General features: G+C 69.7%; 14 protein-coding genes. 8 read left to right on the forward strand and 6 right to left on the reverse strand.

Annotation, left to right across the window (positions count from 1 at the left end):
- Nucleotides 1-120: 120 nt before the first annotated feature.
- Both AB0H36_RS42785 and AB0H36_RS42790 read right to left on the reverse strand, forming a co-directional pair.
- On the reverse strand, nucleotides 121-771 hold the full coding sequence (locus tag AB0H36_RS42785; protein ID WP_360536929.1) for a uridine kinase: 651 nt from the start codon (nucleotides 769-771) through the stop codon (nucleotides 121-123).
- A 46-nt stretch (nucleotides 772-817) separates the two neighbouring features.
- Entirely contained in the window at nucleotides 818-1,396 is a 579-nt protein-coding gene (locus AB0H36_RS42790) for a cadmium resistance transporter (protein ID WP_360536993.1), read from the reverse strand.
- A 58-nt stretch (nucleotides 1,397-1,454) separates the two neighbouring features.
- Here AB0H36_RS42790 and AB0H36_RS42795 point away from each other — a divergent pair, with 58 nt between their 5' ends.
- Complete coding sequence (locus AB0H36_RS42795) at nucleotides 1,455-1,937, forward strand: hypothetical protein (protein ID WP_360536931.1); 483 nt, start codon at nucleotides 1,455-1,457, stop codon at nucleotides 1,935-1,937.
- Nucleotides 1,938-1,976: 39 nt separating this feature from the next.
- On the opposite strand, the gene AB0H36_RS42800 is transcribed toward AB0H36_RS42795, so the two are convergent.
- Together AB0H36_RS42800 and AB0H36_RS42805 are read right to left on the reverse strand one after the other, a co-directional pair.
- Nucleotides 1,977-2,309, reverse strand: a complete 333-nt coding sequence (locus AB0H36_RS42800) for a VOC family protein (RefSeq protein WP_360536933.1) — start codon at nucleotides 2,307-2,309, stop codon at nucleotides 1,977-1,979.
- Nucleotides 2,310-2,388: 79 nt separating this feature from the next.
- A complete protein-coding gene (locus AB0H36_RS42805; protein WP_360536935.1) occupies nucleotides 2,389-3,087 on the reverse strand; it encodes a hypothetical protein in 699 nt (232 codons plus the stop codon).
- 175 nt (nucleotides 3,088-3,262) lie between these two features.
- Here AB0H36_RS42805 and glmU point away from each other — a divergent pair, with 175 nt between their 5' ends.
- Nucleotides 3,263-4,738: a bifunctional UDP-N-acetylglucosamine diphosphorylase/glucosamine-1-phosphate N-acetyltransferase GlmU gene (gene glmU, locus AB0H36_RS42810; RefSeq protein ID WP_360536937.1), complete on the forward strand. Its 1,476-nt coding sequence runs from the start codon at nucleotides 3,263-3,265 to the stop codon at nucleotides 4,736-4,738.
- Nucleotides 4,739-4,751: 13 nt separating this feature from the next.
- The gene (locus AB0H36_RS42815; protein ID WP_360536939.1) at nucleotides 4,752-5,732 is read left to right on the forward strand and encodes a ribose-phosphate diphosphokinase; all 981 of its coding nucleotides are present in this window, start codon (nucleotides 4,752-4,754) and stop codon (nucleotides 5,730-5,732) included.
- Nucleotides 5,733-5,743: 11 nt separating this feature from the next.
- On the opposite strand, the gene AB0H36_RS42820 is transcribed toward AB0H36_RS42815, so the two are convergent.
- Nucleotides 5,744-5,929 (reverse strand): hypothetical protein, encoded by a 186-nt coding sequence (locus AB0H36_RS42820; protein WP_360536941.1) that lies wholly within the window; start codon nucleotides 5,927-5,929, stop codon nucleotides 5,744-5,746.
- A 40-nt stretch (nucleotides 5,930-5,969) separates the two neighbouring features.
- Between AB0H36_RS42820 and AB0H36_RS42825 the strand changes: the two genes are divergently transcribed.
- Nucleotides 5,970-6,731, forward strand: coding sequence for a DUF1932 domain-containing protein (locus AB0H36_RS42825; protein WP_360536943.1), 762 nt, complete (start codon nucleotides 5,970-5,972; stop codon nucleotides 6,729-6,731).
- Here AB0H36_RS42825 and AB0H36_RS42830 read toward each other — a convergent pair.
- Nucleotides 6,724-7,335, reverse strand: a complete 612-nt coding sequence (locus AB0H36_RS42830) for a hypothetical protein (RefSeq protein ID WP_360536945.1) — start codon at nucleotides 7,333-7,335, stop codon at nucleotides 6,724-6,726. The two genes, AB0H36_RS42825 and AB0H36_RS42830, sit on opposite strands and share 8 nt — an antisense overlap.
- A gap of 303 nt (nucleotides 7,336-7,638) precedes the next feature.
- Here AB0H36_RS42830 and AB0H36_RS42835 point away from each other — a divergent pair, with 303 nt between their 5' ends.
- From AB0H36_RS42835 to AB0H36_RS42850, 4 genes are read left to right on the forward strand one after another with little or no spacing between them, the layout of a single operon-like run.
- Nucleotides 7,639-8,292, forward strand: coding sequence for a 50S ribosomal protein L25/general stress protein Ctc (locus AB0H36_RS42835; protein ID WP_360536947.1), 654 nt, complete (start codon nucleotides 7,639-7,641; stop codon nucleotides 8,290-8,292).
- 40 nt (nucleotides 8,293-8,332) lie between these two features.
- The gene (gene pth, locus AB0H36_RS42840; protein ID WP_360536949.1) at nucleotides 8,333-8,908 is read left to right on the forward strand and encodes an aminoacyl-tRNA hydrolase; all 576 of its coding nucleotides are present in this window, start codon (nucleotides 8,333-8,335) and stop codon (nucleotides 8,906-8,908) included.
- On the forward strand, nucleotides 8,905-12,531 hold the full coding sequence (gene mfd, locus AB0H36_RS42845) for a transcription-repair coupling factor (protein WP_360536951.1): 3,627 nt from the start codon (nucleotides 8,905-8,907) through the stop codon (nucleotides 12,529-12,531). Before pth ends, mfd begins: the two co-directional genes overlap by 4 nt.
- A gap of 29 nt (nucleotides 12,532-12,560) precedes the next feature.
- Nucleotides 12,561-13,181: a hypothetical protein gene (locus AB0H36_RS42850; RefSeq protein ID WP_360536953.1), complete on the forward strand. Its 621-nt coding sequence runs from the start codon at nucleotides 12,561-12,563 to the stop codon at nucleotides 13,179-13,181.
- The last annotated feature ends 5 nt before the right edge of the window (nucleotides 13,182-13,186 follow it).

Genomic DNA, 13,186 nt, shown 5'->3' on the forward strand with positions numbered 1-13,186 from the left:
CGCCCTGCCTGAACTCCTGATCGAACTTCCTTCGTGCCTCAGCCATCGCCCTCACCTCAAAGGGGATGTCTCCACGCTACGAGGGGAAACCCAGTTGCCGTGGGCTCTTGGGTGCGGCTGCTAGGGGCAGCGGACTAGGTGTGGGGTTTCGGGGGTGGTGTTGTCGATGATGAGTGTGGCTAGGGAGTGGGGATCGCAGGCGTTGGTGTAGAGGTGTTGGGCGGCGATGTAGCGCTGGATCGTGGGGTGGTTGGGGTCTGGGTTGGTGCCGTCTCGGGTGGCCATTCTTTGGGTGGTCACGTCGAACGGGACGGTGAGGAGGATCGAGAAGTCCCAGCAGGTGGCGAGTTCGTCGCGGTGGAGGAAGAGGCCGTCGGCGACGAGGACTGCGTTGGGCGTGGCGGTTTCGTACGGCGGGGTGAGGACGCGATCCGTGGTCAGGTCATGGGCGGCTCGGCGGTACCGGCGGGAGCCGGCTGGGCCCAGAGGGTCGAGGACGTCGGAGCGGAGACGGTCGTAGTTGAACGCGTCCAGCCAGAAACCTTCAGGTGACAGGCGACCGCGGCGGTACCTGAGGTCGCGGACGTTGTGGAAGTCGTCGACCGAGACGCGGATGACGTGTCGTCCAAGAGAGCGCAGTACGTCGGCCAACTCGTCAGCGAAGGTGGTCTTGCCGGCGGCGTCGGGACCGTCGATGCCTACGCGCACACAGTCGTCGCCGACCGCGGTCGGCACGAGGTCGGCCACCTGCTGAAGAAGTTTCGAGCGCATCACTCAGCCGGATCCTATTCGACGACGAGGGGCGGGGACACAACGATCAGAGAGCTTCGGCGAGGATGGCGAGGCCGATTGCGATCAAGACGATGGGGAGCAGGATGTGGCCCCAGCGGGCGAGGGCTTGGGCGATCACGGGGCGCGTGGCGAAGTAGCGGCCGGCGGCGCACCACACTGCTACGCCGACCAGGAACACCGCGACGAAGATCGTCGTACGGCCGATTCCCGCGGTGGCGAAGACGGGGACGTAGACGCCGATGTTGTCGCCACCGTTCGCGAACGTGGCCGCGGCGACCTGCCAGCTCGTCACGGCGGTCACGTTGTGCTCCTCCGGCTTGCCGCGGTCGCGCCAGACCGACCAGGCGGCGCGCAGTCCGAGTGCCAGCGGGAGCAGGCCGAGGTACGGGATCGCGGCGTCAGGCAGCAGTCCGGCGCCGAGCGCGCCGAGGATGGACGCCGCGAGGATGGCGATGAATCCGAGGTACTGTCCGACCACGATCCGTACGGCGCCGGTCCGGCCGGCGCGTTGTGCTTGTCCGAAGAACAGCGCGAGGATCACGAGGTCGTCGACGTTGGTGATCGCGAACATCCCGATCGCCTGCCCCACCAACCCGAGCTCCACAACCCTCCCCACCGCGACGAACGGACCCGGCACACCCTAGTGGCTGGATACTGGCGCGGTGATCGCGCTGCCGCATGAGCCGTCGGGGTTGACCAAGGCGACCTGGACGGATGCCGACTTCGCCGTGATGGGGTGGCATGACTGCCGGATCCATGCGGTGAGCATCGGTGAGTACGACGACGGGACGCTGCCGCCGGCGCGTGTGCTGCTTGACGTCGACTACATCGTTCGGTGGGTGGATGGTCAGGCGTTCAGTTTCTGGATTGCGCCGGCGACGCTCGTGTTCGAGGGTGCCTGGGAGATCCGGGGTGACTTCGGGCCGCTGCACGAGCTGCTGGAGATCGACGCACTGCACCGTCTCGATCCGCCGGACGCGACTCCTGATCCGTTGTGGCACCTCGAGGGCCACAACTTCGACCTCCGCCTCCGCTCGGCCGGCTTCACGCAGTACCTCCGCCGACCGCCCCAGCACGTACGCCGCCAACTGCTCACACCGGCCGAACGCGGCGGCCTCAGCTTCGCCGAGCACTCATTCGCCTGAATCCGAGTAGCCGTAGTCACGGAGTTGCGAGGCTGGGGGTCAGCCGATGATGCAGAAGGTGGTGCCGTCGGGGGCTTCCATGACGATGAAGTCGGCGTCCGGGGGATAGACCCAGTCCTCGACTCGGCGGGCGCCGAGGGCGACGAGGCGCTCGACTTCGGCCTCGGGGGTGGAGGTGGTCTTGTCTACCCAGAGGTCGAGGTGGGTGCGGTCGGTTTCGTCGAGGTGGATGCGGGACCCGTGCCCGTTCCTGGGACCGAGGAAGTCCGGGTTGCCCGGGTCAGGGTCGTACCCGAGCGCCTGGCTCCAGAAGGCTGCCGACCGCACCCTGTCCGGGACGTTCAGCACGATTGCTCCGAGCGACAAACTCATGAAAGCTCCTTCGTCTGATCGCTGACCCACCCAGGATGGCAGCCGGCGGGTGCGGTGGGAGGGCCCGGGAAAGGCGCGGTCAGAGGGGTTGGATGAGGAGGGTTATGAGGATGCTGGCGAGGAGGCCGGCGGTGAAGAAGAGGAGGTTGGCGTAGAGGGCTTTGCGGTCGGCGGTTTTGGCGGCGGCGGCGAGTTCGGCGCGGAGGGCGGTGATGATCGCGGCCTGTTGGGTGGGGGTGAGGGCGGCGAGGGGGTCGGCGGGTGGGGCTGGAGCAAGGGCTGGGGGTCTGCTGCTGGCGGTGGGAGCGGGGCCGCCGGTGTCGGCGGTGGGAGCGGGGCCGCCGGTGTCGGCGGTGGGAGCGGGGCCGCCGGTGTCGGTGGTGGGAGCGGGAGCGCCGCCGGGGGCGGGGGCGCGGCGGCGTTCGGTTGGGGGCTGCCACGGACCCGGGGAGGTGGGTCGTTCACCCGCCGGCTTCGGCGGCTGCGATTGGCCGGGTGGTTCCCAACCCGGCTGGGACTGGCCAGGCAGTTGCCCACCCTGCTGCGGCTGGCCAGGCGGTTGCCAACGTGGCTGGGAGGCGGGCGGCCACGGGTCCGGGCGGCGTTTCGGCTTTTCCCAGCCCTGCTGCGGTTGGGACGGGACGGCCCCGGCGTCTGGCTGGTGGCGGGTGAGGAGGGGGAGGGTGCGGGGGCGGCGGGACTGGCGGGTGAGGGTTATTGCGGTGGTCAGGGCAGCGGCCAGGGCGATGAGTGTGGTGAGGGCGGCGGCGAAGTCCACAGGGTGATGGCAGGGAAGATACGGAGAGTCAGCACCGCGTGAGGCGGGTCACGGCGTTCGGGTGGGGCCGGTCGGGGGCGTGCGGGGGAGCAAGTAGGCTTGCGCGGGCACCGTTTCGAGTGCCCATGCTGATACTGGCTCCAGAAACTCGCAGGGAACTCGAGGAGAAGACCGCGTGACTTCCCATCGTCCCGCGGCGGTCGTGATCATGGCCGCCGGTCTGGGAACCCGGATGAAATCGGCGACCCCGAAGGTGTTGCACGAGATCGGCGGGCGCAGTCTCGTCGGGCACGCCGTGGTCACCGCCCGTGCACTCGCCCCGGAGCACCTGGTGGTCGTGGTCGGCAACGGCCGCGAGCTGGTCGAGGCGCACCTCGCCACCGTGGACCCCGAGGTGAAGACCGCCGTCCAGGAGCAGCAGCTGGGCACCGGTGACGCGGTCCGTTGCGGCCTGGCCGCCGTACCGCAGGATTTCGAGGGCTCGGTCGTCGTCACCTCGGGTGACGTGCCGCTGCTGGAGGCGGAGACGCTGCAGGAGTTGGTCGCCGAGCACGACAAGCAGGGCAACGCGGTGACCGTGCTGACCGCGCGGGTGCCGGACCCGACCGGGTACGGGCGGATCATCCCGGGCGATGACGGCACTGTCGCCGGGATCGTCGAGCACAAGGACGCGACGCCGGCGCAGCGCCAGATCGACGAGATCAACGCCGGGATCTACGCGTTCGACGCGGCCACGCTGCGCGACGGCCTGAGCCAGATCACCACCGACAACGCGCAGGGCGAGCTGTACCTGACCGACGTCCTCGCGATCGCCCGATCCCAAGGTAAGCGCGTCGGTGCGTACGTGATCGAGGATGCGATGCAGACCGAGGGCGTGAACGACCGCGTCCAGCTGGCCGCGCTCCGCGCCGAGCTGAACCGCCGTACGCTCGACAAGCTGATGCGCGCCGGCGTCACGATCGTCGACCCGAACACCACCTGGGTCGACCAGACCGTCCAGCTGGCCCGCGACGTCACCCTGCTGCCGAACACCCAGTTGCACGGCGCCACCACGGTCGACGAGGGCGCCACGATCGGCCCGGACACCACGCTGACCGACGTGAAGGTCGGTGCCCAGGCGACCATCATCCGGACGCACGGATCACAGTCCGAGATCGGTCCGCAGGCCTCGGTCGGCCCGTTCGCCTACCTCCGCCCGGGCACGAGCGTCGGCGTGAAGGGCAAGATCGGCACCTTCGTCGAGACCAAGAACACCAGCATCGGCGACGGCGCCAAGGTGCCGCACCTGACGTACGCCGGTGACGCCACGATCGGCGAGGGCGCGAACATCGGCGCCGGCACGATCTTCGCCAACTACGACGGGGTCAAGAAGCACCCGACGCACGTCGGCAAGCACTCGTTCATCGGCAGCAACTCGGTGCTGGTCGCGCCGCGGACGATTGCGGACGGCGCCTACCTGGCCGCCGGTACGGCGCTGACCGAGGACGTCGGCCCCGGTGAGATCGCGGTCGCGCGTGGCCGGCAGCGCAACATCAAGGGCTGGGTGGCCCGGAAGCGGGCGGGTACCAAGACGGCGAAGGCTGCCGAGGAGGCCCTGGCCGCGCAGCAGACGGACGACGCTGCTGTGGGCGACACTGGCGAGAAGGCGTAACGGGAGGCCGGCCATGAGCGGCATGAAGCGAACCACCGAGAAGAACCTGATGGTGTTCTCCGGCCGGGCTCACCCCGGTCTGGCCGAGGAGGTCGCCGAGCAGCTCGGCGCCGGCCTGGTCCCGACGTCGGCCTACGACTTCGCGAACGGCGAGATCTACGTCCGGTTCGAGGAGTCGGTCCGGGGCAGCGACGCGTTCGTGATCCAGAGCCACACCTCGCCGATCAACGAGTGGATCATGGAGCAGCTGATCATGGTCGACGCGCTGAAGCGGGCGTCGGCCAAGCGGATCACCGTGGTGCTGCCGTTCTACGGGTACGCGCGACAGGACAAGAAGCACCGTGGCCGGGAGCCGATCTCGGCCCGGCTGATGGCCGACCTGTTCAAGACCGCGGGCGCGAACCGGCTGATCTGCGTCGACCTGCACACCTCGCAGATCCAGGGCTTCTTCGACGGCCCGGTGGACCACCTGATGGCGCTGCCGATCCTGAGCGAGTACGTGCAGAACAAGTACGGCGACCAGAAGCTGGCCGTGGTCTCGCCAGACGCCGGCCGGATCAAGGTGGCCGAGCAGTGGTCGGCCCGGCTGAACGGCGTACCGCTGGCCTTCATCCACAAGACCCGCGACATCGACCGGCCGAACGAGACGGTCGCGAACCGGGTCGTCGGTGAGGTCAAGGACCGGGTCTGCATCCTGGTCGACGACATGATCGACACCGCCGGCACCATCACCAAGGCAGCCGACGCTCTGTACGCCGACGGCGCCGCCGGGGTCGTGATCGCGGCGACGCACGCGATCCTGTCCGGCCCGGCGGTGGACCGGCTGAAGAACTGCCAGGCCAGCGAGGTGATCGTCACCAACACGCTGCCGATCGCGGAGGACCGCCGGTTCGACAAGCTCACCGAGCTCTCGATCGCGCCGCTGATCAGCCGGGCCATCCGCGAGGTCTTCGAGGACGGCTCGGTGACCAGCCTGTTCGACGGCCGCGCATAGGCCGAGCCTGATCAGGCGCGCCGCCACGCGTAGTACGCCGTACCCAGCGACGCTGCCGTCATCGGCAGCGCGGTGATCAGGCCTGCCACGCCGTTCCCGGGTACGACGAACGTCGCGACGATCGTCAGCCATCCTCGCCAGGCTCGGCCCGCTGACGAACGACGAGCAGCATCGGCGGGTGCTCGCCGTACTGGCATATCTTGGGGAGCACTGACCGCTCACCCTGAGGATCACTCCATGCGGATCGCTGTGTTCCACCCCGGCGCGATGGGTTCGAAGCTGGCCGCGCAGTTGGTTGCCGCGGGCCACGAAGTGCACTGGGTCCCGGACGGCCGCAGCCCGGAGAGTACGGCGCGCGCCGCCGACGCCGGCCTGATCGGCACACCGTTCGCCGAGGCCGTCGGACGGGCTGAGGCGGTGCTGTGCTCGTGCGCGCCCCAGGGTGCGTTGGACATCGCCGTACAGGTGGGGCAGGCCGGGTTCGACGGGCTGTACATCGAGGCGAACCCGCTGTCGCCGAAGTCACTGCGGGAGGCGCAGGAGGCGGTCGCTCGGGCGACGTTCGTGGACGCCGGAGTGGTCGGCCCACCGCCGACGGGTGGGCCGAGCCCGACGCACCTAATGCTGTCCGGCGCAGCGGCTGAGCAGGCCGCCGGGCTGTGGGCAGGGACCGCGGTCACGCCCATGGTGGTCGGTGCCGAACCAGGTGCGGCCAGCGCGGCCAAGTCGTCGTACGCGCTCTACAACAAGGGCAAGGCGGCGCTGGCCGTTCTCGCCTTCCAGTTGGCCGAGAAGCACGGGGTGACGGAGGCGCTGACCGCACAGCAGGTCCGCGGGGACGCCGGCTCGCTGAGCGACCCGGCCCTGCCCGATCAGCTCCGCCGCGTCGCCTGGCGCTGGGGACCGGAGTTCGACGAGCTCGCGGAGACCCTGGACGAGGCCGGGCTCGAAGGCGATGCCGCCCGCGCCCTCCGCCAGGTCTGGACCAAGCTCACATAGCCCGCGGGCCGTAGGCGCGGTAGACGTCCGGCGGGATGCGCTCGATCACGCCGTTCAACGCCTCGAGGCGGTTCAGCACGTCGCGGACGACGAACGAGTTGTCGCCCCAGGAGACCAGCGCGTTCCCGGCGACCTGCCACTCCAGGCCGCCGTTGGACAGCATCCACTCCATCATCCGCGGCGTCAGCACCGCCGAGGCGAACCGTTCGTCCGCGCAGTCGACCTTGAACTTGTCGTTGAACCCCTGGCTCAGCGTCAGCGGTGGGAGGGCGACCGGCAGGGTGAGCGCGACCAGGTGCACGATCCGCCGCTGCGGCTGACCGTTCGCTCCGGCGGTCGAGAAGACGTAGTCCAGCACGCATATCCCGCGCCCGCGGAACTCCCCGGCGAACATCTCCCCGGGCTCGCCGTACGTGAACAACCGCGCCGCGACCTCCATCAGCCACGGGTTCGGCGGCGCGAGCACCCAGCCGGCCTGAGCTGCCTCCGCAGCGCGCCGACGCAGGACGGCGGAGCCCTTCTTGTGGATCACCACGATGAACACGACCAGCAGAGTGATCAGCAGGGCAACGATCAGCGGGAGCACGAGCATCGGGGCCAACACGCCAGCAAAGTAGCCGAACCGCCGGGCCACCCGGTTCCGGTATAGCCCGCTGGGGGAAATTCACCGTCCGGGCCCGCGATTGCGCAGCCGAGGAACGGATTTCCTGTCCGGGCGGGGTGATGGGTAGACTGTTTTGGTTGCCTCGGCGAGGGACGCCCCCCGAGAACTGTTGGGCGCGGCTCCGTGATCGACGCGGTGGTTCGTTGCCTGACGCCTTCTCCGGGGTCACAAGGCGCCCGCTGAGGCCGCAGCCGAGTTCCACCTAGACAACAGATCACCGCAACGCACTGAGGAGTCCATCTCGTGGCCGAGGTCAAGATCCAAGCCGAATCGCGCACGGAGTTCGGCAAGGGTGCTGCCCGCCGAATCCGCCGGGACAACAAGGTTCCCGCAGTCCTGTACGGCCACGGCAGTGACCCGGTGCACATCACGCTGCCCGGCCACGACACCATGCTGGCCCTGAAGACCGCCAACGCCCTGCTGCTGATCGAGGTCGCCGGCGGCGAGAGCCACCTGGCGCTGCCGAAGCAGGTCCAGCGCGACCCGCTGAAGGGCTTCATCGAGCACGTCGACCTGGTGATCGTGAAGCGCGGCGAGAAGGTCCAGGTGGAGGTCGCGGTGCACCTCGAGGGCGAGGCCGTCAGCGAGACCCTGGTCGTCACCGAGCACGCCACCGTGCTGGTCGAGGCCGAGGCCACCCACATCCCGGAGAGCATCACCGTGTCGATCGAGGGCCTCGAGGTCGGCGCCCAGATCCACGCCTCCGACCTGTCCCTGCCGAGCGGCACCACGCTGGTCACCGAGCCGGACACCCTGATCGTGAACGTGACGGCCCAGCAGACCGCCGAGCAGCTCGAGGCCGAGCTGGCCGGCGCCGAGGCCGAGGCCGGCATCGAGAAGGAAGAGAAGACCGAGGAGGCTCCGGCCGAGGAGCCGGTGGCCGCCGCCGCGGAGTAGTCTCCTCAGCGCAGCAGAACCTTCAGGAGGGCCGGGATCCGTGGCGGACGACGTGTGGTTGGTCGTCGGACTGGGGAATCCCGGCCCTTCCTACGCCCGCACCCGGCACAACGTCGGCCACCTGGTCGCCGACGAGCTGGCCGCCCGGGCCGGCGGCAAGTGGAAGCAGCACAAGCAGGTCCGGGCCGAGGTGATCGAGACCCGGATCAGCGGGATCCGGACCGTGCTGGCCAAGCCGCGCTCGTACATGAACGAGTCCGGCGGCCCGGTGTCCGGGCTGCTGAAGTTCTTCAAGGTCGAGCCCACCGGCCTGGTCGTGGTGCACGACGAGCTGGACATCGACTTCGGCGTACTGCGGGCCAAGTTCGGCGGGGGCGACAACGGCCACAACGGGCTGAAGTCGCTGCGGAAATCGCTTGGCACCGGTGAGTACTATCGAGTCCGGTTCGGTGTGGGTCGTCCACCGGGCCGGCAGAACCCCGCCGACTTCGTCCTGAACGAGTTCTCCTCGACCGAGCGCAAGGACCTTCCTTTCGCCGTCGACCGGACCGCGGACGCGGTCGAGTCACTGCTCACCGACGGCCTGGAAGCGACCCAAGGGAAGTACAACTCGTGAAACTGGGCGGCCTCGTCGACACCCTGGTCACCGATCCGGTGGTGGCCGAGGCCGTTCGCGACGCCAAGACCGACACCGTCACCGCGCTCGACCTGAGCGCCCCGGGCCCGATCCGCCCGGTCCTGCTCGCGGCGCTGGCCGCGGAGCAGAACGGCGCCGATCGACCGGTGCTCGCGGTCACCGCGACGTTCCGGGAGGCGGAGGAGCTCACCGAGGCCCTGCAGTGCCTGGTAGACCCCGCCACCGTCGCGTACTACCCGGCCTGGGAGACGCTGCCGCACGAGCGGCTGTCGCCCCGGTCCGACACGGTCGGCCGCCGGCTCGCCGTACTGCGCCGTCTGGTGCATCCGGACCCGTCGGACGAGACGACCGGGCCGATCAAGATCCTGGTCGCGCCGGTACGGTCCGTGCTGCAGCCGCAGGTCGCCGGTCTGGCCGACCTGAAGCCCGTCCAGCTGCATGTCGGCGACACGGTCGAGCTGGAGGAGGTCGTCGAGGCGCTGGCCGGGGCGGCGTACCACCGGGTCGACCTGGTGGAGCGGCGCGGTGAGTTCGCGGTCCGCGGCGGCATCATCGATGTGTTCCCGCCGACCGAGGAGCACCCGCTGCGGGTCGACTTCTTCGGCGACGACGTCGAGGAGGTGCGGTACTTCGCGGTCGCCGACCAGCGCTCGCTGGAGATCGCCGAGCACGGCCTGTGGGCCCCTCCGTGCCGTGAGCTGCTGCTGACCGACCAGGTCCGGTCGCGGGCCGCCGTACTGGCGAAGGAGCACCCGGAGCTCGCCGAGCTGTTCGAGAAGCTGGCCGAGGGGCATGCCGTCGAGGGCATGGAGTCGCTGGCGCCGGTGCTGGTCGACTCGATGGAGCTGCTGGTCGACCTGATGCCGGCCGGCACGCATGTCGTCGTCAGCGATCCGGAGCGGGTGCGGGCGCGTGCACACGACCTGGTTGCGACCAGCCAGGAGTTCCTGGAGGCGTCCTGGGCGGCTGCTGCCGGTGGTGGCGAGGCGCCGATCGACTTGGGCGCGGCGGCGTACATGTCACTCGGCGATGTCCGGTCGCATGCGCTGAGCAACGGCCTGGCCTGGTGGAGCATGTCGCCGTTCGCGGCCGCGCCCACCGACGGCCCGGAGCTGCGGGACTCGATGGGCGAGCGGGTCGCGTTCGACATCGACACCGAGACCGGTGCGGTCCGTAGCCGGGCCATCGAGGCGCACGAGGTCGACCCGTACCGCGGTGAGACCTCGGCCGCGGTCGAGGACATCCGCGGCTGGTTGCGGGACGGCTGGCGTGTCGTCTGCGTCACCGAGGGCCACGGCCCGGCCCAACGCCTGGCCGAGGTGTTCTCCGAGGCTGAGCTGCCGGCCCGTGCGGTCGAGGGCATCGAGGAGATCCCCGAGCCGGGCGTCGTCCTGATCTCGCAGGGCCAGCTCGACCACGGGTTCATTGCCGACGGCATCAAGTTCGCGGTGCTCACCGAGAACGACCTGGCCGGTCAGCGGTCGGCGGCCGAACGGCGTTCGCAGCAACGGATGCCGAGCCGGCGGAAGAAGACCATCGACCCGCTCGAGCTGCAGCCCGGCGACTACGTCGTGCACGAGCAGCACGGTGTCGGCCGGTACGTCGAGATGATGCAGCGGACCGTAGGCTCCGGCGCCCAGAAGGCCACCCGCGAGTACGTCGTCATCGAGTTCGCCCCGAGCAAGCGTGGCCAGCCCGGCGACCGGCTGTACGTGCCGACCGACCAGCTCGACCAGGTCACCCGCTACGTCGGCGGCGAGCAGCCCACCCTGGACAAGATGGGCGGCGCCGACTGGGCCAAGCGCAAGGGCCGCGCCCGCAAGGCGGTCCGGCAGATCGCCGGCGAGCTGATCAAGCTGTACGCCGCCCGGCAGGCGACCAAGGGGCACGCGTTCGCCGTCGACACCCCGTGGCAGCGCGAGCTCGAGGACGCGTTCCCGTTCGTGGAGACGCCGGACCAGCTGGCCACCATCGACGACGTGAAGCGCGACATGGAGCGCGTCATCCCGATGGACCGGATCGTCTGCGGCGACGTCGGCTACGGCAAGACCGAGATCGCCGTCCGGGCCGCCTTCAAGGCCGTGCAGGACGGCAAGCAGGTCGCCGTACTGGTGCCGACGACGCTGCTGGTGCAGCAGCACTACGCGACCTTCGCCGAGCGGTACGCCGCCTTCCCGGTGAACGTGGCGCCGCTGTCGCGGTTCCAGACCGACAAGGAGGCCAAGGCCGCGCTGGACGGGCTGGCCGACGGGACCGTGGACGTCGTGATCGGCACCCACCGGCTGCTGTCCGGCGAGATGCAGTTCAAGGACCTCGGCCTGGTGATCGTCGACGAGGAGCAGCGGTTCGGCGTCGAGCACAAGGAGCAGCTGAAGCGGTTGCGGACGGCGGTCGACGTACTGACCATGTCGGCGACGCCGATCCCGCGGACGCTGGAGATGTCGATCACCGGCATCCGGGAGATGTCCACGATCGCCACCCCGCCGGAGGAGCGGCACCCGGTGCTGACCTTCGTCGGCGCGTACGAGGAAGGCCAGATCACCGCCGCGATCCGGCGCGAGCTGCTTCGCGAGGGCCAGGTCTTCGTCGTCCACAACCGGGTGAACACGATCGAGAAGGCGGCCGCCCGGATCCGCCAGCTGGTCCCCGAGGCGCGGGTCAGCGTCGCGCACGGCCAGATGAACGAGCACACCCTCGAGCAGGTCATCCAGGACTTCTGGGAGAAGCGCTCCGACGTGATCGTCTGTACGACGATCGTCGAGTCCGGCATCGACATCTCGAACGCGAACACGATGATCGTCGAGCGCTCCGACCTGCTCGGCCTGTCCCAGCTGCACCAGCTCCGCGGCCGGGTCGGCCGGGGCCGGGAGCGCGCGTACGCGTACTTTTTCTTCCCGCCGGAGAAGCCGCTGACCGAGACCGCCCACGACCGGCTGGCCACCATCGCCCAGCACGCGGACCTCGGCGGCGGCATGGCGGTCGCGATGAAGGACCTGGAGATCCGCGGCGCCGGCAACCTGCTCGGCGGCGAGCAGTCCGGGCACATCGCCGACGTCGGCTTCGACCTGTACGTCCGGCTGGTCGGCGAGGCGGTCGCGGAGTACCGCGGCGACACCCAGGCCGAGGAGCCCGAGGTCAAGATCGAGCTGCCGGTCGACGCGCACCTGCCGCACGACTACATCCCGTCGCAGCGGCTGCGGCTGGAGATGTACCAGCGGCTGGCCGCCGTACGCGACGATGACGGCATTGCCGAGCTGGTCGAGGAGCTGCACGACCGGTACGGCGACATCCCGCAGCCGGTGCTGAACCTGATCGAGGTGGCGAAGTTCCGCAACCACGCCCGCCGGGCGGGGCTGCACGACGTGACGCTGCAGGGCAATCTGATCCGGTTCGGGCCGGTCGAGCTGCCCGACTCGAAGGTGCTGCGGCTGAACAGGCTGTACCCGAAGAGTCTGGTCAAGCCGCAACTGCGTACCATCCTGGTGCCGAGACCTGCCACCCGGCCGGTCGCCGGCCAGCCGCTCCGCGACCAGGAGCTGCTGCAGTGGTGCACCCGGCTGATCGACGACGTGATTGCCGAGCCGGTCGGGGCCTCGGTGTAGGTTCGACGGACAAGACGAGGAGACTTTCGGTGAGCAGAGGGCGACGGCTTCGGGCCATCGGTGCGGCAGTGGCGTCGGTGCTGCTGGTCGGCGGCTGCGCGGCGGGGACGCACCCGGGTGCGGCGGCCGTGGTCGGCGAGACCGAGATCACCGTCGGCGACGTCGACGAGACCTCGCGTGCGGTCAGCTCTGCGCTCGGGCAGCAGTTCAGCACCGCGGTCGCGCTGAGCGAGCTGGTGAACAACGCGCTGGTGTCGCAGGTCAGCGAGCAGCGGTCGATCACCGTGAGCGACGCCGAGACGGCCGAGGCGGCCAAGCTGGTGGTCAACGACCCGACCGCGTTCGCCAAGTTCGAGGCGGACCCGGTGGCGCGCGGCTTCCTGCACGAGGTGGCCGCGTCCGCGGTCGCCACGATCAAGCTGGGCGGCGGCAGCGGGGTCAAGGACCCGAACGTGCAGCAGGCGCAGCAGGCCGGGATCCAGCTGGTCAAGGAAGCCTCCAAGGACGTGAACGTCGAGATCTCGCCGCGCTTCGGCCAGTGGACCGACGGTGCGATCGACAACAAGATCTCCGGCTCGCTGTCCGAGGAGTCCGCCCAGGCCAAGGCCAAGCGCGAAGCCGCCGAGAACGCCCAGCAGGGCCAGGGCTGAGGCCC

This window comes from Kribbella sp. NPDC050820 (assembly GCF_040653975.1).
In the GTDB taxonomy this organism is placed as follows: domain Bacteria; phylum Actinomycetota; class Actinomycetes; order Propionibacteriales; family Kribbellaceae; genus Kribbella.

Excerpts from the sequence above, each read along its gene's own strand:
- AB0H36_RS42785 (WP_360536929.1), bottom strand. The coding sequence starts at position 771 with ATGCGCTCGAAACTTCTTCAGCAGGTGGCCGACCTCGTGCCGACCGCG.
- AB0H36_RS42800 (WP_360536933.1), bottom strand. The coding sequence starts at position 2,309 with ATGAGTTTGTCGCTCGGAGCAATCGTGCTGAACGTCCCGGACAGGGTG.
- AB0H36_RS42815 (WP_360536939.1), top strand. The coding sequence starts at position 4,752 with ATGAGCGGCATGAAGCGAACCACCGAGAAGAACCTGATGGTGTTCTCC.
- AB0H36_RS42820 (WP_360536941.1), bottom strand. The coding sequence starts at position 5,929 with ATGCCAGTACGGCGAGCACCCGCCGATGCTGCTCGTCGTTCGTCAGCG.
- AB0H36_RS42825 (WP_360536943.1), top strand. The coding sequence starts at position 5,970 with ATGCGGATCGCTGTGTTCCACCCCGGCGCGATGGGTTCGAAGCTGGCC.